The sequence below is a fragment of the Rhizobacter sp. P3_B12 genome, assembly GCF_056402895.1.
On sequence record NZ_JBFUGN010000033.1, the window covers coordinates 1 to 18,091 of the forward strand.

General features: G+C 66.6%; 18 protein-coding genes. 10 read left to right on the forward strand and 8 right to left on the reverse strand.

The window, feature by feature from the left end:
- The 3 genes from AC1D01_RS03760 to AC1D01_RS03770 all read right to left on the reverse strand — a co-directional run.
- The coding region (locus AC1D01_RS03760) for a glycoside hydrolase family 3 protein (RefSeq protein ID WP_477864743.1) at positions 1 to 2,602 on the reverse strand (2,602 nt) is incomplete at its 3' end.
- Positions 2,599 to 3,012: a DUF488 domain-containing protein gene (locus AC1D01_RS03765; RefSeq protein ID WP_477864744.1), complete on the reverse strand. Its 414-nt coding sequence runs from the start codon at positions 3,010 to 3,012 to the stop codon at positions 2,599 to 2,601. The genes AC1D01_RS03760 and AC1D01_RS03765, both read right to left, overlap by 4 nt.
- 100 nt (positions 3,013 to 3,112) lie before the next feature.
- Positions 3,113 to 3,679, reverse strand: coding sequence for a hypothetical protein (locus AC1D01_RS03770; protein WP_477864745.1), 567 nt, complete (start codon positions 3,677 to 3,679; stop codon positions 3,113 to 3,115).
- Between the two features lie 249 nt (positions 3,680 to 3,928).
- Here AC1D01_RS03770 and AC1D01_RS03775 point away from each other — a divergent pair, with 249 nt between their 5' ends.
- Both AC1D01_RS03775 and AC1D01_RS03780 read left to right on the forward strand, forming a co-directional pair.
- A complete protein-coding gene (locus AC1D01_RS03775) occupies positions 3,929 to 4,873 on the forward strand; it encodes a helix-turn-helix domain-containing protein (RefSeq protein ID WP_477864746.1) in 945 nt (314 codons plus the stop codon).
- A 30-nt stretch (positions 4,874 to 4,903) separates the two neighbouring features.
- The gene (locus AC1D01_RS03780; protein ID WP_477864747.1) at positions 4,904 to 5,524 is read left to right on the forward strand and encodes a DUF1349 domain-containing protein; all 621 of its coding nucleotides are present in this window, start codon (positions 4,904 to 4,906) and stop codon (positions 5,522 to 5,524) included.
- Positions 5,525 to 5,935: 411 nt separating this feature from the next.
- Here the strand turns inward: AC1D01_RS03780 and AC1D01_RS03785 are convergent, their stop codons facing one another.
- The gene (locus AC1D01_RS03785; protein ID WP_477864748.1) at positions 5,936 to 6,925 is read right to left on the reverse strand and encodes an AraC family transcriptional regulator; all 990 of its coding nucleotides are present in this window, start codon (positions 6,923 to 6,925) and stop codon (positions 5,936 to 5,938) included.
- A 187-nt stretch (positions 6,926 to 7,112) separates the two neighbouring features.
- Between AC1D01_RS03785 and AC1D01_RS03790 the strand changes: the two genes are divergently transcribed.
- From AC1D01_RS03790 to AC1D01_RS03810, 5 genes are all read left to right on the forward strand, one after another.
- The gene (locus AC1D01_RS03790; protein WP_477864749.1) at positions 7,113 to 8,063 is read left to right on the forward strand and encodes an SDR family oxidoreductase; all 951 of its coding nucleotides are present in this window, start codon (positions 7,113 to 7,115) and stop codon (positions 8,061 to 8,063) included.
- 24 nt (positions 8,064 to 8,087) lie between these two features.
- The gene (locus AC1D01_RS03795) at positions 8,088 to 8,384 is read left to right on the forward strand and encodes a YciI family protein (RefSeq protein WP_477864750.1); all 297 of its coding nucleotides are present in this window, start codon (positions 8,088 to 8,090) and stop codon (positions 8,382 to 8,384) included.
- A 656-nt stretch (positions 8,385 to 9,040) separates the two neighbouring features.
- The gene (locus AC1D01_RS03800; RefSeq protein WP_477864751.1) at positions 9,041 to 9,895 is read left to right on the forward strand and encodes an SMP-30/gluconolactonase/LRE family protein; all 855 of its coding nucleotides are present in this window, start codon (positions 9,041 to 9,043) and stop codon (positions 9,893 to 9,895) included.
- A gap of 2 nt (positions 9,896 to 9,897) precedes the next feature.
- A complete protein-coding gene (locus AC1D01_RS03805; protein ID WP_477864752.1) occupies positions 9,898 to 10,104 on the forward strand; it encodes a hypothetical protein in 207 nt (68 codons plus the stop codon).
- Positions 10,105 to 10,210: 106 nt separating this feature from the next.
- Complete coding sequence (locus tag AC1D01_RS03810; RefSeq protein ID WP_477864753.1) at positions 10,211 to 10,420, forward strand: TetR/AcrR family transcriptional regulator; 210 nt, start codon at positions 10,211 to 10,213, stop codon at positions 10,418 to 10,420.
- 115 nt (positions 10,421 to 10,535) lie between these two features.
- Here AC1D01_RS03810 and AC1D01_RS03815 read toward each other — a convergent pair whose 3' ends face one another.
- Both AC1D01_RS03815 and glmS read right to left on the reverse strand, forming a co-directional pair.
- On the reverse strand, positions 10,536 to 11,450 hold the full coding sequence (locus tag AC1D01_RS03815; protein ID WP_477864754.1) for a VTT domain-containing protein: 915 nt from the start codon (positions 11,448 to 11,450) through the stop codon (positions 10,536 to 10,538).
- Between the two features lie 108 nt (positions 11,451 to 11,558).
- A complete protein-coding gene (gene glmS / locus AC1D01_RS03820) occupies positions 11,559 to 13,424 on the reverse strand; it encodes a glutamine--fructose-6-phosphate transaminase (isomerizing) (RefSeq protein WP_465110597.1) in 1,866 nt (621 codons plus the stop codon).
- Positions 13,425 to 13,573: 149 nt separating this feature from the next.
- Between glmS and AC1D01_RS03825 the strand changes: the two genes are divergently transcribed.
- Positions 13,574 to 14,056 carry an Lrp/AsnC family transcriptional regulator gene (locus AC1D01_RS03825; RefSeq protein WP_477864755.1) on the forward strand — a complete coding sequence of 161 codons (483 nt, stop codon included), beginning with the start codon at positions 13,574 to 13,576 and terminating at the stop codon, positions 14,054 to 14,056.
- On the opposite strand, the gene AC1D01_RS03830 is transcribed toward AC1D01_RS03825, so the two are convergent.
- A complete protein-coding gene (locus AC1D01_RS03830; protein WP_477864756.1) occupies positions 14,046 to 14,399 on the reverse strand; it encodes a winged helix-turn-helix transcriptional regulator in 354 nt (117 codons plus the stop codon). The genes AC1D01_RS03825 and AC1D01_RS03830 overlap by 11 nt on opposite strands.
- Before the next feature lie 75 nt (positions 14,400 to 14,474).
- On the opposite strand from AC1D01_RS03830, the gene AC1D01_RS03835 reads away from it, so the two are divergent.
- Positions 14,475 to 15,071 carry a carboxymuconolactone decarboxylase family protein gene (locus tag AC1D01_RS03835; protein WP_477864757.1) on the forward strand — a complete coding sequence of 199 codons (597 nt, stop codon included), beginning with the start codon at positions 14,475 to 14,477 and terminating at the stop codon, positions 15,069 to 15,071.
- Here AC1D01_RS03835 and AC1D01_RS03840 read toward each other — a convergent pair.
- On the reverse strand, positions 15,061 to 16,242 hold the full coding sequence (locus AC1D01_RS03840) for a class I SAM-dependent rRNA methyltransferase (protein ID WP_477864758.1): 1,182 nt from the start codon (positions 16,240 to 16,242) through the stop codon (positions 15,061 to 15,063). The genes AC1D01_RS03835 and AC1D01_RS03840 overlap by 11 nt on opposite strands.
- A 157-nt stretch (positions 16,243 to 16,399) precedes the next feature.
- Between AC1D01_RS03840 and AC1D01_RS03845 the strand changes: the two genes are divergently transcribed.
- A complete protein-coding gene (locus AC1D01_RS03845; protein WP_477864759.1) occupies positions 16,400 to 17,929 on the forward strand; it encodes a hypothetical protein in 1,530 nt (509 codons plus the stop codon).
- Positions 17,930 to 18,091: the final 162 nt, after the last annotated feature.

Genomic DNA, 18,091 nt, shown 5'->3' on the forward strand with positions numbered 1-18,091 from the left:
GCGTGTCGATGCTCGCGAGCTTGGCGCCGGCCGTCGCGAAGCAGCTGAGCGGGATCTTCAGCGTCTGCTTCACGTTCAGCGGCAGCGTGTCGATGCTCGCGAGCTTGGCGCCGGCCGTCGCGAAGCAGCTGAGCGGGATCTTCAGCGTCTGCTTCACGTTCAGCGGCAGGCTGCGCAGCGCCTGCGTCAGGTCGACGGTGCCGCGGCAGGGGTGGCCGCAGTCCATGTGCAGCTGCACCGCGGCGGCAGGCGCCTGCGAGACGACGGTGTCGAACTCCAGCGTGCCGTCGGTGGAGCCCGAGAGGTTCTGGCCGCTCGCCGCCTTCGAGAAGACCTGGCCCTGCGAGAACCAGGTTATCCGCTTGGCGTCCTGCTGCGTGTTGATCTGCGTGGTCTGCACCCGCATCGCCGGCGTGCCGGTGGTTGGCACGTCGAGCGTCGCGTTCGGGTCGCTGCCGACCGGCACGCTGGCCCCGTGGTTGGCGGCGGTGTTGACGTTCAGCGCGAAGGGTGCGACATCGCCCTGGTTGAACAGCACCAGCGTGCCGCTGCCCTGGCCGCAGGCCGAGGGCACGGCCGGTGTCGGCAGCGTGCCGATGCTGGCTGCGGTACTGGCATAGGTCAGCCCGTAGCCCGGCGCGAACTGCGGCTGCTGGCCGTCGCCGAGGTTCAGCGGCGTCTGGCAGGCCGAGGCCGGCCACGAGAACGACAGCGTGCCGTTGAAGTCGAAGCCGACCGCCCCCTGCGCGTTGCGGTAGATCACGTCGCTGATGCCCTTGCCCTCGGTGCCCGGCAGCCAGCCGGCGACGAAGGCATCGGATTGGTTGATCAGGTCGTTCGTGTACAGCGGGCGGCCCGCCAGCAGCAGCGTCACCACCGGCTTGCCCTTGCCCGACACCGCGTTCAACGCCGCCAGGTCTTCCGGGTGGTTGGCTGCGTGCGCGAGCGTGCGGCTGCCCTTGAGGTCACCGGCGCCTTCGGCATACGGCGTCTCGCCGATCACCGCGATCACCACGTCGTAGCGGGCCGGGTTCTTGTCGGTGCCGGTCGCGCTGTACTCGACGTTGGCGCTGCCGGCGGCCTCCTGGATGCCGGCCAGCACGGTGTCGCCGATGCCGGCGAAGTCGGCATTGCTGTTGCCGGTGCCTTGCCACGTCAGCGACCAGCCGCCCGACTGGTTCGAGAGGCTGTTGGCGCTCTTGCCGACCACCAGCGTCTTGCGCCCGCGGGCCAGCGGCAGCAGCGCGCCGTTGTTCTTGATCAGCACCAGCGACTTGCGCACCGCATCGCGTGCCAGTGCACGCGCCACCAGCTGGCCCTGCACGCCGGCCCCGGCGGTCTGCGACGGCTTGCGCCCGTTGAACAGCCCCGAGCGCATCTTGACGCGCAGGATGCGGGTCACCGCGTCGTTGATGCGCGCGATCGGGATCGCGCCCGAGCGCACCTGGGCCGAGGTGTTGCCGATGAAGGCCTGCCACTCGTCGGGCACCATCACCATGTCGATGCCGGCGTTGATGGCCTGCGCGCAACTCGCGTTGCTGCAGCCGGGCACCTGGCCGATGCCGTTCCAGTCGGACACCACGAAGCCGTCGAAGCCGATCTTGGCCTTGAGGATGTCGGTCAGCATCTGCTTGCTGCCGTGCAGCTTGCCGACGTTGATGCCGGCCGCCGCATTCGTCCAGCTGTTGAAGGACGCCATCACCGTCTGCGCCCCGGCGCCCAGCGCGCTGTAGTAGCCCTGGCCGTGGATGTTGATCATGTCGGCGGTGGACGCCGTCGCCACGCCCTGGTCGACGCCCTGGTCGGTGCCGCCGTCGCCCATGAAGTGCTTGGCGGTCGCGACCACGTTGGTGTCGCTCGCGAAGCTGCCCTGCAGGCCGGTCACGTAGGCGCCGGCGTAGGCGCGCACGATGGACGGATCCTCCGAGAAGCTCTCGTAGGTGCGGCCCCAGCGGTCGTCGCGCACGACCGCGAGGGTCGGCCCGAAGACCCAGTTGATGCCGGTGGCGCGCACCGCCTGGCCGACCGACGCGCCGATCTGCTGCACCAGCGCCGGGTCATGTGCCGCGCCGAGCCCGATGTTGTGCGGGAACAGCGTGGCCTGGTAGACGTTGCTGTGGCCGTGGATCGCGTCGGTGCCCCAGATGATCGGGACCTTGGTGGCCATCGAGGTGGCCATCGACGCGTTGTAGTACCGGTCGGCCAGTGCCACCCAGGCGGCGGCGCTCGCGTGCTTGTCGCCGTTCGGCCAGGTGCCGCCACCGTTCAGCACCGAGCCGATGAAGAACTGCCGCACCTGGTCGGGCGAGATGCTCTTGATCTCGGGCTGCGTCATCTGCCCGACCTTCTGCTCGATCGTCATCGCCGCGACGATCTGCGCGATGCGCGCCTCCATCGCCGGGTCGCGCGCGATCGCGCTGGTGACGGCCGGCCAGTCGGCGTAGGTGGGGGCGGGCGCCATGACGGCGGCGCTCTTCTCGGAGCGGTCGCCGGTGGCGAGCGGGCCCGCTTCGGCCGCGGCCGCGCCGCCTGCGCCACAGCCGGCGGCGAGCAGCACGCCCAGGGCCGCGGCACCGTGCCGGGCAAGGTGCTTGGAATTCATGGTGTCTCCTCGGCGAAATCGGCTTCGAAGCATACGAGGCAGGCGCTCTGAGCGAGCGCCGTTTGGGTCAGGTCAGCGATCTCGGCCTTCTGGGTGGCCAGGTACGCGAGGAACCCGCGGGTGTAGGCCTGCCAGTCGCCATCCACCTTGTAGCGATTTCGAACGGGCTTCGGGCAACCGAGCGCCGGGCGGTGCTCGCAGGCGATGCCCTCCGCCGCCAACGCCTCACGGAAGGATGTCTTGGAGAAGCCCTTCTTGCGCGACAGCGGCAGCTCGCGCACATCGACGATCAACTCGACGTGAGCCTCCTTGAGGCGCTCGATGAACGCGTCAATCGACAGACCCTCGTAGCCGAAGGTGAACAGAGCGTGTGCAGGACGGTGTGCGGATGAAACCAAGGTGAGGACCAAGCGAGGAATGAGAGATGAAGTTTACTGAGCGGGAGCGGCCGTGAGCGCGGAGGATTTCCGTCCTGGGCAGCACATCTCAAGGCGTTCGGGCACCGAGGCCTCACTTCCGCGCAAGCGGGATCTGCAGATTCGTCGGCCTGTTCTCTTCCTTGTCGAACCCACGGCCGTCCACATTGCGTGCACCCCAGAACAACATGCCGTGGCTCAGGTAGACGAGGTCGAACTCCATGAAGTTCTTGCCCTCGCTCAACCCGAACGGGGCGAACGCCTTGCCGAACACGCTTTGCGTGTCGTTGACTTGCCACTTTCTGTAGCCACTGGCGGCGATCTGGTTCAGCAGATCGGCAAACCCCTGGTTCAGCGGCGTCACCTCGTAACCCTCGTCAGCGACGAAGTCAGTCTTCTGCGCCCCGGCGGCGATCGCGTGCGGCCCGCGCCAGAGCATTCGACCCCGGATGGCGATTCGAGCAATGGGAACCGCACCGTTCGGGTCTGCCGAGTTGACGATGTCCAGCTCGAACCGATCCCCAGCCAGGTACTTGAACTCACGCTTCAGATAGAACGGCTTCAGCGTGCCGTCAGGATTCTTGCCGGCGCTCGGCCGGACCTCCGGGGCGATGCTGACCCAGTCGCCCACCAGGGCCCCCTTGATCTGTTCCACGTTCATGACGGGCATTCCTTCGGGTCTGCGAGAAGGGAGTTCGGTTGTTGAAGCACAGGCTGCGAGCGTCAGTGCCAGCACGTGCGCCAGGAGGCGCGAAATACATCGTGTCCACATCTGGAAGGATGTCCTCGACGGAGAAGGTGCGCCCACTATGCAGCGCGCGCACCCGGCACCGTTAGCCCGAATCGGCAAAGTGGCGCGGAACCGGAGCCAGGGCTATTCTTCGACAGCAGCGCTGCCACGGGACACCGCATGACACTCAAGCTGGACGTATTCGACAACTTCCACGTGCATGGCGCCTCGGCGCCTGAGTGGAACCAGCGCTACCTTCAGGTGTCGCCGGGGGTCATGCACAGTTCGCTGGCCGAAGCGACGACCGGCAGCATCCACGTCTTTCGCAAATGGATGAGCGAGCGGGTGATTCAACAGGGCTGTCTACCCAACGGCAAGATCTGCTTCGCGATCCCGTTGGGGACGTTGGCCGAAACGCCGCGGATGCAGGGCCATGAAATGCACGGGGACAGCATGGTCGTCCTTCGCAGTGGCGACGAGTTCACGCTGCAACGCCCGAAAGGCATGGAGCTTGTGGCGGTGACGTTCGAGCTGGACGAATTTCGTCGCCTGTCGGAGGAACGGCCGTGGGCACCGGGGGCCCGGGCCCTGCTGCCCCGCTCCGTGCTGCGAGCCCCGGGGCTCGCGATGCAGCGATTGCGGTACGTCCTGCTTTCGTTGTTCGCTGAGACGCCGGCAACCGACCCGCGCAAGTCGGAAGCCATCGAGGATCGGTCGGTGTCCTGTGGCGTGTTCGAAGCGCTGCACGAACTGTTCAATGGTGCAGCCGACGCAGGGCAGGCCGTCGGGAGCGCGTCGGCCAGTTACATCGTTGCGCAATGYCATCGAATGGTGGAAGGCAGGGGGGATTCCCCGCCCAGCGTGGAGGAGCTGTGCCTGCGCCTTCGCACGAGCCGGCGCACCTTGCAGAACAGCTTCAGGCAGGTCGCCGACACGACGCCGGTGGACTACCTGCGCTGCGTGAGGCTGAACGTCGTGCGACGGCGGTTGATGTCGACACGGGCGGTGGACCTGACCATTGCGCAGGCGGCCGCGGACAGGGGATTCAACCATCTGAGCCACTTCGCCCAGCGGTACAGGGCGCTGTTCGGCGAGTTACCGTCGCAGACACTGCGATCCAGATGACTTGAGTTTCACACAACCGATAGCCACGACATGAATGACTCGCCGCTCTTCGAGGACTTCTCCAAGCCGGATTTGAGCCCACGCTTGAGTTGGCGCTGCGAACCCGCGAGCTGGCGCGTGGACAGCGCTGCAATGTGCCTTCGGCTCAATCCAGACGCCGCGACCGACTTCTGGCAACGAACCCACTACGGCTTCGAAGTCGACAACGGCCATTTCCTGTTCCTTGAGGCTGCTGGCGACTTCGTGCTCACGACCAAGGTCACGTCGAACCCGCTGCACCAGTACGACCAAGCGGGCCTCATGGTGCGTCTGTCGCCCGCTTGCTGGCTCAAGACCTCCGTCGAGTTCGAGCCAGATGGCTCCAGCCGCTTGGGCGCGGTTGTCACCAATGGTCAGTATTCGGACTGGTCAACACAGCCGATCGCGGCAGAGGTGCGTACCGTCTGGTTCCGGGTCCGGGCCGAAGGCAACGACTACATCGTCGAGTCGTCCTTCAACGGTCAGGACTGGGAGCAAATTCGGATGGCACGCCTGCTTGAACGGCCGGCAGTGAAATCAGTGTCATGTGGTCTTTACGCCTGTAGCCCGAAGGCCGCAGGTTGCGAGGCGGAGTTTTCGTTCTTGCGCTTCGAACCGGGGCGAATGCGCTAGATGCGGCATGGAAGCGCGGGGGGCGCCGCGAGCAAGTCAGCGAGGCCGTGATTGGAGGCAGGTCACGTCCCCATCGACCGCCGCGCATCCATGATGATTGGCAGGCTGGACTCGATCCAGTCGGCCAGCGCTTGCACGCGTTGGCCGAGGCGCCCAGAGTGGAAGTTCACCCCATGCCGAGCCCCGAGGCGCCGGGTGGCGTGGGCGAACCCGGCACTCCGCCGGGCAAGCTCATCAAACCGGGCGAGCAGTTGTTCTACGACGTGGCAGGACAGGGGCCCGCGACGCTGGAGCAGTACACGGCGATGTTCTTCGAACCCAACGATCCCGCGAGCCGCATCGCAACGGTCCTTCGAGCGCCTCTTTGCCCGCAAGACCGGCCGCAGCCCCGACTGCCAACAGGAGGCGCGGTCAGCCAGGGAGCGCCTCGGGCTCAGTCGCGGCGCCCTTGGAAGCCGCATGAGCCGAGCGCACGGCATTCGGCGTGCTGCCGGTCCAGGCTTGAAACGCCCGGATGAATGAGTTGGGATCTTCGAAGCCCAGCAGGAAGGCGATCTCCGCGCCCGACATCAGCGAGTTCTGCAGGTAGTGGTGGGCCAGCGCGTTGCGCAGGTTGTCCAGCGTCTGCTGGAAGTTCGTGCCTTCGTCCTGCAGCCGACGTTGCAGCGTGCGGCTGCTGACGCCCAACTTGCGGCACACCGCCTGCATCGAGAGGCCGCCGGCAGGCATGGCCTCGAGCAGTGCACTGCGCACGCGGTCGGCTGTTGTCGCGTGCCGGTCCAGGTCGGCAAGCCGCTGGCGCAGCGCGGGTTCGAAGAACGACCACATGCCGTGGTTGGCGGTCAGGAAGGGCTGTTGCGCGTCCTCTGCCGAGAACACCAGGGTCGGCACCAGTGCCGTCTCGACCGAGACGCCGAAGTAGTCGGCGTAGGCCCGCGTTTCCTGGGCCGATGGGGTCGGCTGCGGCCACCCGACGCGCAGCGGGTGCAGCTTGCTGCGGGTGGCCAGCCGCGCCAGTTGGACGAGGAACACCAGCTTGAAGGCCATCAACACGGGCGGCGGCGGCATCGCGTGGTCCAGGAACTCCAGCGTCGCCGTGGTCCTGCGCTCCGTGCGCTCGATGTGCAAGGCCATCGGGCCGGCCAGGCGCTTGTACTTGGCCAGGCGCGCCAAGGCACCGTTCAGGTTGTCGCTGCACAAGGCAACGAACAGCTCGGGCTCGAACCAGTCGGACGTCATCCGTTTCGCGAGCCTCAAGGGCAGGGGGCCGTCCTCGGTGCCGGCATCCACCTCAATGGCGGCCCACAGCTTGAAGTACGTCTGCGAATCGAGCCGCGTGTTGGGCCGCGCGAAGAGGTCGCCGGGCAGTTGCGCCCGGCGCAGCACATGGGCGCCGTTCACGCCTGCATCGTGCATGAGCAGCAGCCAGCCGGGCCAGACTGCAAAGGTGCCCGCGTGTGCCGGGCGCCCGTCCGGCAGCCTGGGGGTGGGTGCTTTCTCTTCCTGCATGACGTCAGTCTACGAGTGGGCCCGAGGATCCGCACCAGCGGAACGCGCCAGGTTGGGCGCATTCGTTGGCGCATTCCGTATGTTGATTGGCGTGTTCGGCGAGTGCCGCGGCGCCGCTGCCTGGGCACAGTCGATCTCGTTCCAAACGCTTCGTCATCGGGCTTGCAGGCCCGGTCATCCCAACCCAGCAGCAGCCCCCGGCTCTGCAGCCTCGAAAGCACTGACCATGAAAAAGACTGTCCTGATCACCGGCGCCTCTTCCGGATTTGGCCTGATGGTGGCCACCCGCCTGCAGCAGCAGGGCTGCAACGTCATCGGCACCAGCCGCGACCCGCAAAAGTACCCCCATCTGCCGTTCAAGCTGATCCGACTGGACATCGACGACGACGAGTCCATCAAGAGCTTCACGCAGGAGCTGTTCCGTCTCACCCAGCGCCTGGACGTGCTGGTGAACAACGCCGGCTACATGGTCACCGGCCTGGCCGAGGAGACACCGCTGGAGGTCGGTCGCCAACAGTTCGAGACGAACTTCTGGGGCACGGTCAAGGTGACGAACGCGCTGCTGCCGCACTTCCGTGCCCAGCGCGAAGGCCAGGTCATCACCGTCAGCTCCATCGTCGGCCTGATCGGCCCGCCGAACCTGTCGTTCTACACGGCCTCCAAGCACGCGGTCCAAGGCTTCTTCAAGTCCCTCCGCTTCGAGCTGAACCCGTTCAACATCAAGGTCAGCATGGTCGAGCCGGTGTGGTTCAAGACCAATCTCGGCAACCACGCCGTCGCGGCGACCGGCCGGGCCATCGGCGACTACAACACCTATCGCAAGCAGGCCAACGCGGCCACGCAGAAGGGGCTCGACGAGGCCCAGGCGCCGGACGCGGTCGTCGACACCATCTCCAAGCTGATCGCCAGCAAGGATCCCAAGTTCAGCAACCCCGTCGGCAAGATGACGGGGATGATCCTGTTCCTGCAGAGCTACGCGCCCAAGATGTTCGAGGGCTCGATCCTCAAGAGCGTCCAAACCGCCGCCTGACGGGCGGATCAGCCGGAGATGAACATGAAGTACTACCTCTGCAAATTCATCCCGCCGCGGGCGGACTTCCTGCCGACGCTCTCGGATGAAGAGCGCAGCCTGATGAAGCGCCACGCTGACTACATGAATGAGTTGCTGGCCCAGAGCGTGATCGTCGCTCACGGGCCGGTCATGGATCCCGCCGGCGGCTACGGCGTCTCGCTGTACCAGATCGCCGACGACCGGGAGATCTCCGACTTCACGTCCGAAGACCCCGTGGTCAAGAACGGCGTCGGCCACTACGAGCACTTTGCAATGCTCAGCTTGAAGTCGCGCAGCTGACGCGTTTTCGAACGCTGAGCGAGCAATGGCAATCGCCCGTCCAGGGCGGGACCGAAAGTCGGCACGATTCAGTTGTTCAGGGCGGACTAGATGACAGAAGCAATCAGAGTTCGGTAATGAACTGGAATTGGCGCCGGCTATTTGCGCCATTGCATTGCCTGACTCATCATAAAAAATGTCTGCGACATGGTGGATCTGCATCTGATCCGCCAGACAACGCGCCGTTCGATGTCAATCAATTCGGGGTGAATTTGCATCTTGTTGCATGGCGTCTCGCCGCACCAACGCCGCTCGTGTCATTCGTCGGTTCTTCGGTTCGTCACAGTTTCATCAATTTCGCCCGATGTCGCGCCCCACACAATCGCAACCGGGAAACGAGAGCGCGTCATGTCGGACGACATGTGCGCGCCACACTTTGACGCAATAGGAACTTCATGATGAGCATTCCAAGCCAGCRCTCGACTCGCTCGACTGCAACAAGCGCACTGCTGTGCGCACTGGTGCTGTCGGCCTGTGGGGGCGGTGATGACTCGAGCACCCCAGCGTCACCCGTCGGCTCATCGCCTGCACCTGCACCTGCCCCTGCTCCTGCTCCTGGGGCCAGCATCTGCCCCGCAGGGCCCTATGCCGGCAAGCCGGTGCCCAGTGGCTCCACGGTGACCCGCCTGGACAATGCGCTGCCCAACGACAACTACCAAATCCAGTTTGGGAACGTCGAGGGCGCCGTGTGGTTGGATGACGCGCTCTACGTCAGCGAGTTCGGCCCCGGCAACAACCCGCCACCCAGCCGCATCGTGAAGATCGACAGCAACGGCGTCGGTACCGTGGTGGTGTCCACAGCCGGTACCAACGGTTTGGCGGTGGACAAAGCCGGCCACCTCTACGGTTCCAGCCACAAGGTGGGCGGCATCGTTCGATTTGCCCTGCCTGGCAGCTCCGAAACCTTGGTGGTCGGCAGCTACAACGGCGCTCGCTTTGGCTCTCCGAACGACCTGACCTTCCGCACCGATGGCACCCTCTACTTCACCGACCCGAACTGGCAGGCCGCTTCGCCCAACCCGCAGCCGCGCACTGGCGTCTACCGGGTAGCGCCGGGCACCAGCACCGCGGTGCTGGTGGATGCGGATCGAAGCAATCCAAACGGCATCACCCTGTCGCCTGACGAGAAGACGCTCTACCTCACGGCGCAGGATGGCGTGTTCAAGTACGCCGTTGCCGCCGACGGTTCGCCAGGCACGGCTGAGAAGTTCGGCAGCGGGGTTGTCTCCAGTGGAGATGGCATGGTGGTGGACTGCGCCGGCAACCTGTACGTCACCTCGACCGATGTGATCGTTCTGAACCCCGAGGGCAAGGAAGTGGGCCGCATCCTCATGCCGAGCGGTTCGGGCTCGGTCACCAACGTGGCCTTTGGGGGCCGCGATCGAAAGACCTTGTTCATCACGGCCATGGGCTTCGGCAGCGCTCGCGGCGTTTACAAGGTGGATCTGGCGATTCCCGGCTATCCGTACTGACGGTGCAGTACCCGATCCGCAAATGTTGGCGTCTGCAAACGCCACGACATATCCTTCATGGCGTCATCGAGATCGAGTTTGGCGTGCTGGTAGCGCAGCGGCATCGAGACGAACTCCGCAAGGAGTTGACGCTCTCGTTGCCAATGCTTTACGCGAACCGCGTCAACAGCAAATCGCTCGTCGTGAATAGATCGGTGGCAATTCGTTGATCCTTGGCAGGGAAGGCCGGCTCAAGCTCCTTGCCGGTGTAGTTGAAGTACGCTCCGTTGTGTGATCCGCGCAGCTTGCCGACCAGCAGATCAGTGAGCACTGCCGATGGCTGAGCGAGCCGGTGTTTCGGTGGGGACGCTGTACCAGTACTACCCCAACAAGCTGGCTCTATTGAATGCCGTTTTGGAACGTCATCTGGACGGCTTCGCTCAAGCAGTGGAAGAAGCCGCGCGCAAAGTCCATGGCAAGCCGCTCCCGACCATGGTCGAAGACCGACCAAGGGCGTACTGGAGGAGCAGGCTCCACGCAAGCTGACGCGGATGCTGCGCAGTCAACTCATCTCACTTTGCCTTGGCTATCTCGAGCGGGAAGCGGGCCTTGGCAAACGCACTTAGCCGGAGCCGTATCAGGGGCTCGGCCCACGGGCTTGTCAGTTTGCGCCGTCGGCCCAGCCGTCGCGACCGCCAGCCAGCACCCGTACTCGCCTGAAACCAAGCGACCGAAGTGCATGCGCAGCGACGACCGCGCTGGCCTCGTTGGGACAGTTGCAATAGGTCACGAGGTTCGCGTCTTTGGGAACGTCTGCTACGGCGTCCTTGATTCGGCCGAGCTCGGCGATGACCGACCCTTCAAGTGAGCCTGTTGCGGTGCGAGCCGCCCGGCCTCGGACATCCAGAAGGACGGGCTTCTTGCCCTGCGCAATCTCATCGGCAAGATCCTGCGCGGAAACGAGCATGTCCGCCCTGTTGGAGGCTTCCCTGCGCCTTGCGATCCACCGAGAACCTACGATCACCACCATGAGCGCACCGAGGGCCAGCAGCGCCTTGAAGCCCGCGTCTGCAAGCATCGACAGGGCTGCGTTGATCTCGGACTTGAAGAGGGCCCCAAGACCCATGAAGGCGGCCGTCCATGCGAACGCGCCCACCAGGTTCCATGACAGAAATCTCGGCCAGGTCATGCGCAGCGCACCGGCCATCGGAGCAGCAAGCAGCGACACCCCGGGAACGAACTTGGCGGCGAGCAACCCAAAACCGCCCCATCGTTCGAAGAGTTCTTCGTTCTGCCGCACACAGCTGTCGGGTGACAGCGAGACGCGGCAGACAAGGCCGAGTACTCGGTAGCCCCACGTTCTGCCCGCCACGAACCATCCGATGTCGCCAATCAAGTTGGCGAGGATCGACACGGCCACCGTCACGGTCGGGCTGATCCGACCAGCCGCGGAAAGCCCGCCGGCAGTCACCAGCAGCAGCGCGGCCGGAAGCGGGGCGCCTGCTCTGGCAGCGAGCGTCACCGCGAATACAACCAGAGGTCCATGCCTCAGAAGAAGGGCTACAAGCTCGTCCATGTCCGGATCCTAGCTGCTCAGCTGGACGAACCTTGCCGCATCCGCCCTGCACCCCACCACATCCGGTCCGCTTGAAAGCACCGGAGCAGTCGCCTTCAACCTCCGCCTTTACTCCACCGTCACGCTCTTCGCCAGGTTCCGCGGCTTGTCCACATCCGTCCCGCGCGCACACGCCGTGTGATACGCCAGCAGCTGCAGCGGCACCACGTGCAGGATCGGTGACAGCGCCCCATAGTGCTCCGGCATCCGGATCACATGCAGCCCTTCGCTCGATTCGATGCGCGTGTCCGCATCGGCGAACACGAACAGCTCGCCACCGCGCGCCCGCACTTCCTGCAGGTTGCTCTTCAGCTTCTCCAGCAGCGCGTCGTTCGGCGCGACGGTCACCACCGGCATCTGCGCCGTCACCAGCGCCAGCGGCCCGTGCTTCAGCTCGCCGGCCGGGTAGGCCTCGGCGTGGATGTAGCTGATCTCCTTCAGCTTCAGCGCGCCTTCCAGCGCGATCGGGTAGTGCAGCCCGCGGCCCAGGAACAGCGCGTTCTCCTTGCGTGCGAACTCCTCGCTCCACGCGATCACCTGCGGCTCCAGCGCCAGCACCGCCTGCACCGCCACCGGCAGGTGGCGCAGCGCCTTCAGGTGCTCCTGCTCCTGCGCATCGCTCAGGTGCCCGCGCACCTGCGCCAGCGCCAGCGTCAGCAGGAACAGCCCGACCAGCTGCGTGCTGAACGCCTTCGTCGACGCCACGCCGATCTCGGCGCCGGCGCGCGTGATGTAGGCCAGCTCGCATTCGCGCACCATCGCGCTGGTCGCCACGTTGCACACCGTCAGCGTGTGCTTCATGCCCAGGCTGCGCGCGTGCTTCAGCGCGGCCAGCGTGTCGGCGGTCTCGCCGCTCTGCGTGATCGTCACGACCAGCGTGCGCGGGTTCGGCACGCTGTCGCGGTAGCGGTATTCGCTCGCGATCTCGACGCTGGTCGGGATCTTCGCGATGCTCTCCAGCCAGTACTTCGCGGTCGAGCCGCTGTAGTAGCTGGTGCCGCAGGCGAGGATCAGCACCTGGTCCACGTCCTTGAAGATCTTGTACGCGCCGTCGCCGAACAGCTCCGGCGTGACGCTCTCCACCGCATCGAGCGTGTCGGCGATCGCGCGCGGCTGCTCGAAGATCTCCTTCTGCATGTAGTGCCGGTACGGGCCCAGCTCGGCCGCGCCGGTGTGTGCCTGCACCGTGCGCACCTCGCGCTGCACCACCTTGTAGACACCGTCGGTGGTGCGGCTCGTGATCCACACCTTGCCGAGCTGCAGGTCGACCACGTCGCCTTCTTCCAGGTAGACGATCTGGTCGGTGACGCCGGCCAACGCCATCGCGTCCGAGGCCAGGAAGTGTTCGCCGCTCTCCTTGCTGCCGATGCCGAGCACCAGCGGCGAGCCCTCGCGCGCACCGATCACGCGGTGCGGCTCGTCGCGGCAGAACACCGCGATCGCGAATGCGCCGCGCAGCTGCAGCGTCGCGCGCTGCACCGCATCGAGCAGGTCGCCGTCGTACAGGTGGTCCACCAGGTGCGCGATCACCTCGGTGTCGGTCTGGCTGTCGAACACGTAGCCCTTGGCCTTCAGTTCGGCACGCAGCTCGTCGTGGTTCTCGATGATGCCGTTGTGCACCAGCGCGATCCGCCCGGCGGAGGCCGCCTTGGCCCCCGGCCCGGCCGAGAAGTGCGGGTGCGCGTTGTGCACCACCGGCGCACCGTGCGTGGCCCAGCGCGTGTGGGCGATGCCGGTGCCCGACTGGATCTCGTCGCTGCGCACGTTGGCCTCGAGCTCGGCCACGCGCGAGGTGCTGCGCGCCCGGCGCAGCTGCCCGTTCTGGTGGACGGCCACGCCGCAGGAGTCATAGCCGCGGTATTCCAGGCGCTTCAACCCTTCGATCAGGATCGGAACGATGTTGCGGGTGCTGACGGCGCCGACGATGCCACACATGGGAGTTCTCTCTGGTGAAACTGGGATGGGGCGGATCGTAGGCAGGTTGCCGCGGTGAATGTTTGCGCAAAATAGCGACGAATGAAATAATCTGCCGTCATCCATGAATATGGATGAAATATTTCAAAAGGATTCGTTAGGTGGTTGAATTGGACAGAAAACTGAGCCTGGACCCCACCGACTTGAGGGTGCTGGAGCTGTTGCAGAACGACGCCTCGCTGTCCAACCAGGACCTGGCCGCCGCCGCCCACACCTCGCCGGCCACCTGCCTGCGCCGCGTGAAGCGGCTGGTCGAGGCCGGCGTCATCGAGCGGCGCGTTGCCATCCTGTCGCCCGAGAAACTCGGCGTCGGGCTCACGGTGCTGGCCGAGATCACGCTCGATCGCCAGGGCGCCGAGCACCTCGCGGCCTTCGAGGCGCGCGCGGTGGCCGAGCCGGCGGTGCAGCAGTGCTACCGCGTGTCGCCGGGGCCGGATTTCATGCTGGTGATGCAGGCGCCCGACATGGCGGGCTACCACGCGCTGGTGCAGCGCCTCTTCACGCAGGATGCCAACGTGCGCAACGTGAAGGCCTTCTTCAACGTGCACCGCGCGAAGTTCGAGCCGCGCATCGCGCTGCCGGTCATCGCGTGAGCGCGCGCGCCCAGTTCTGCGCCCAGCGGTCGAGCGGGCCCAGTTCGTCCAGCAGCCCGAGGCCGCGCGCCGTCAGCGCATAGCCCTCGGGGCGCAACTCCAGCAGCTGCGCCGCGCGCAGCTCCTTCACGCGGCTGTTCAGCAGCGTGGGCGACACCCCACCCATGCTCTGCTGCAGCGCGCGGAAGTTCTGCGGCTGCCCGTCGCGCAGCTCCCACAGCAGCCGCAGTGTGCCGCGCCGGCCCAACAGGTCCAGCAAGGCCATGATCGGCCGGCCGCTGGCCGAGCCGCGCACGCGCGTGCCGGGCAGCGGGGCCTTCGGGCGGGGCGATGAAGTCGTCACGTTGGCGACTATGCCATGCCGGCTTCAGTGCCAAGCTCCGTTTGCTACTATTTCTGTAGCAGCAAGGAGATCGTCATGACACCGACCGAAGCTTCCCCGAACCTGGCGGCCCGCATTCCGCCGGTCAGCGCGCCGTACGAGCCTGAAATCGAGGTGCTGCTGCGCCGCATGACGCCGCCCGAAGCCGTTGACGTGCTGCAGCTGTTCCGCGTGTTCGCGCGCCACCCGCTGCTGGCCGAGCGGCTGATGCCGTGGGGCGGCTTCATGCTCGGGCGCCACGCGATGCTGCCGCTGCGCGACCGCGAGGTGGTGATCGACCGCGCCTGCGCGCGCTGCGGCGCCGAGTACGAATGGGGCGTGCACGTCACGGCGTTCGCGAACGCGGCCGGTTTCACGCCGGCGCAGGTGGTGGCGATCGAGCGCGGCCGCGCCGACGATGCCTCGCTGACCGAGCGTGACGCCTTGCTGGTGCGCCTGGTCGATTCGCTGCACGACACGGCCGATGTCGATGACGACCTGTGGGTGCAACTGGCCGCCGTGTGGAGCGAGCCGCAGTTGCTGGAATTGCTGCTGCTCGCCGGCTGGTACCGCGCGATCTCGTACGTCTGCAACGCGGCGCGGGTGCCGCTGGAGCGGTGGCAGGCGCGGTTCGGCGCGCAGCCTAGCGCTTGATGATCACCAGCCCCTTCAGGTAGTCGCCTTCGGGGAAGGTGATCGTCATCGGATGATCCGGCGCCGCGCCGGTGCGCGCATAGACCAGCCCGTCGACCTGCGCATCGAGCCCGGCACCGGCGACGATCTTGTGGAACAGGTCGGGGCTGATGCCGCCCGAGCACGAGAAGGTGAACAGCACGCCGCCCGGCTCCAGCAGCATCAGCGCGAGCCGGTTGATGTCCTTGTAGGCCCGTGAAGCGCGCTCGGCGTGCGACACGGTCGGCGCGAACTTCGGCGGGTCGAGCACGATCGCGTCGAAGCGCCGGCCTTCCTGCAGCATCGCGCGCAGCGTCTGGTTCACGTCGGCGTCCAGCGTCTCGTGCGCTGCATCGTCGAAGCCGTTGCGCAGCACATGCGCGCGGGCGCGCTCGAGCGCCGGGCCGGACGAGTCGACGCTCGTCACCTGCGTCGCGCCGCCGGCGAATGCCGCCACGCTGAAGCCGCCGGTGTAGCTGTAGCAGTTCAGCACGCGCTGCAGGCCGAAGTGCCGCACGGTGTCGGCGAACAGCTTGCGGCTGTCGCGCTGGTCGAGGTAGTAGCCGGTCTTGTGGCCCTCGGCCACGTCGAGGCTCAGCTGCCAGCCGTGCTCGCGGATCGTGACCTCGGTGGCGCCGTCGCCGCGCAGCCAGCCGGTCGACGGCGGCAGGCCCTCGAGCTCGCGCGAGTTCGCATCGCTGCGCTCGTACAGGCGCGTGAGGCCGGTGGCCTTCAGCAGGTGGTCGGCGATCGTCGCCTTCCAGCGCTCGGCGCCGGCCGACAGGAACTGCGCGCTCAGCGTGTCGCCGTAGCGGTCGACGATCAGGCCCGGCAGCCCGTCGGCCTCGCCGTGGATCAGCCGCACGCCGTCGCTCGCGATCGGCAGCCGCGCGCGGATCGCGATCGCCTGCTCGATGCGGCGCAGGAAGAACGCACTGTCGATGCGCTCGTTCTCGTCGAAGCTCCAGGCGCGCACGCGGATCTGCGAATGGGGGCTGCAGGCGGCCCAGGCCAGGAACCTGCCGTCGTGCGCCTGCACGCGCACCGTCTCGCCGAGGTCGGCCTTGCCGCCGGCGATGCTGCCCGCGAACACCCAGGGGTGGCGACGCTGCAGCGAGCGCTCCTTGCCTTCACGCACTGTGATTGTCTTCATGGGCCCGATTGTCGGCGACGCGGCGCACCGCCCCCCGGGATGGGGGAGACATCGACAGGCTAGGGATATCGATCGCCCCAGGCGCCGCCTAACTTGGTTCCAGCGCGCGGTCCGCGCGCCGTTCCACACATCCCCTGGTTGCCAAGGAGGCTCCGCCATGCCCACGCTCAAGAACCTGGCCGTGCTCGACACGTTCATCCTCAAATGGTTTCGCGAATGCACGCCCAAGATCCTGGTCGTCACCGACGGGCTGAACTTCAGTGCCGGCGACGACTTCGGCCTGACCCGCTTCGTCGACGCGCTGCGCACCAGCACCGTCCACGCGATGACGCCGATCGTGCGCACCGCGCTGTACACGCCGGGGGCCGTCGGCGCCGCGACGCTCGACACGACGAGCCAGCACATCAGCAACTTCCAGTTCACCGACGCGGCGCATGGCCTGCTGAAATCGCGCTACGACGTGGTGTTCCTGCTCGCGATCACCACCGAGGGCGGCGCCGGGCTCGCGCAGGAGCCGGGCGCGCAGGCGGCGATCGTCAACTTCATGCAGCAGGGCGGCGGGCTGTTCGCCACCGGCGACCATGAAGACCTGGGCGCCGCGATGTGCATGACGATCCCGCGCGTGCAAGGCATGCGGCGCTGGGCCGCGGCCGACACGCCGAGCGGCGGCGGCATCGACCGGCTGACCACCACCGCGCCCGGCGCCAACGACGTGTTCGAGTTCGCCGACCAGTCCGATGCGTTGCCGCAGCGGCTGTACGTGAACTTCCGCACCAGCTTCGGCGTCGGCGTGGCGCACCCGGTGCTGCAGGTGCCGGGCGCCGCGCCGGCGCGCGCGATCGAGGTGTTCCCCGACCACCCGCACGAAGGCGAATGCCGCGTGCCGGCGGTGCTGACCGGCAAGCTGCCCGACGGCGTCACCGACGAATGGCCGATGGCCACCGGCAGCACGCAGCGCGTCGTGCCGGAGGCGATCGCGCTGACGGTGTCCGAGGGCAATGCGTTCCCGGGCAAGGCGGCGGTCGCGCCGCGCTCGTTCATCCCGGTCTGCGCCTACGACGGGCAGCAGGCCGAGGTGGGCCGCGTCGTCACCGATTCGACCTGGCATCACTTCGTCAACGTCAACCTGGTCGGGCTGGCCGGCCGCAACCTGACCGACGTGCACCAGTACTACCGCAACCTCGCGAGCTGGCTGATGCCCAAGCACGTGCGGCGCTGCTGGCGCTACCCGGTGCTGATCCGTGAGCTGGTGCGCTACCCGCTGTTCGAGGRGATCCGCCTGGAGCCGGTGGAAAAGTTCGACGGCCCGGCGTTGCATGCGCTGGGCGAGAAGGTGGAAGACGCGCTGCAGCGGCGCTTCACGCGGGCCGACGTGGCGGCGATGGTCGACGACGCGCTCGACGAGATGCTGGATGCCCGCTCGCGCAAGCTGCTCGACGGCTTCCACGGCCGCTATGGCGAGGTGTCGTCGCGCGACACCGGCCTCGCGGCGCTCGGTGCGTTGACGCTGGCCACCGGCAACACCGCGCTGCAGCTGCAGGAGAAGGGCGAGGACGTGAAGGACGCGATGGAGCTGTTCGACGAAGCCGCGGCGAAGGCGCTGCGGCTGGGCATCCAGCGCTACCTGGGCGATGCGCGCGAAGGCTTGCGCAAGCTCGATGAAGTGATCGGGGCTGTGTTGAGGTAGGGCTGCGTTCGGTTGTTGGTGCGGAAGGCGCGTGCGGGGAGGCTGTGGWGCGCCACCACAACGAACGAAGTGAGTGGCGGGAGTTTCGGCGACGGGCCATGAAACCAGCTTCGTGAACTGACTGTCGCCGACTGTCTGACCACAACGAACGAAGTGAGTGGC

What these genes read in the sequence shown, in the direction of transcription:
- AC1D01_RS03770 (WP_477864745.1), bottom strand. Translation starts at nt 3,679, where the DNA reads ATGAACGTGGAACAGATCAAGGGGGCCCTGGTGGGCGACTGGGTCAGC.
- AC1D01_RS03780 (WP_477864747.1), top strand. Translation starts at nt 4,904, where the DNA reads ATGAATGACTCGCCGCTCTTCGAGGACTTCTCCAAGCCGGATTTGAGC.
- AC1D01_RS03790 (WP_477864749.1), top strand. Translation starts at nt 7,113, where the DNA reads ATGTTGATTGGCGTGTTCGGCGAGTGCCGCGGCGCCGCTGCCTGGGCA.
- AC1D01_RS03795 (WP_477864750.1), top strand. Translation starts at nt 8,088, where the DNA reads ATGAAGTACTACCTCTGCAAATTCATCCCGCCGCGGGCGGACTTCCTG.
- AC1D01_RS03810 (WP_477864753.1), top strand. Translation starts at nt 10,211, where the DNA reads ATGGCTGAGCGAGCCGGTGTTTCGGTGGGGACGCTGTACCAGTACTAC.
- AC1D01_RS03815 (WP_477864754.1), bottom strand. Translation starts at nt 11,450, where the DNA reads ATGGACGAGCTTGTAGCCCTTCTTCTGAGGCATGGACCTCTGGTTGTA.
- glmS (WP_465110597.1), bottom strand. Translation starts at nt 13,424, where the DNA reads ATGTGTGGCATCGTCGGCGCCGTCAGCACCCGCAACATCGTTCCGATC.
- AC1D01_RS03835 (WP_477864757.1), top strand. Translation starts at nt 14,475, where the DNA reads ATGACACCGACCGAAGCTTCCCCGAACCTGGCGGCCCGCATTCCGCCG.
- AC1D01_RS03840 (WP_477864758.1), bottom strand. Translation starts at nt 16,242, where the DNA reads ATGAAGACAATCACAGTGCGTGAAGGCAAGGAGCGCTCGCTGCAGCGT.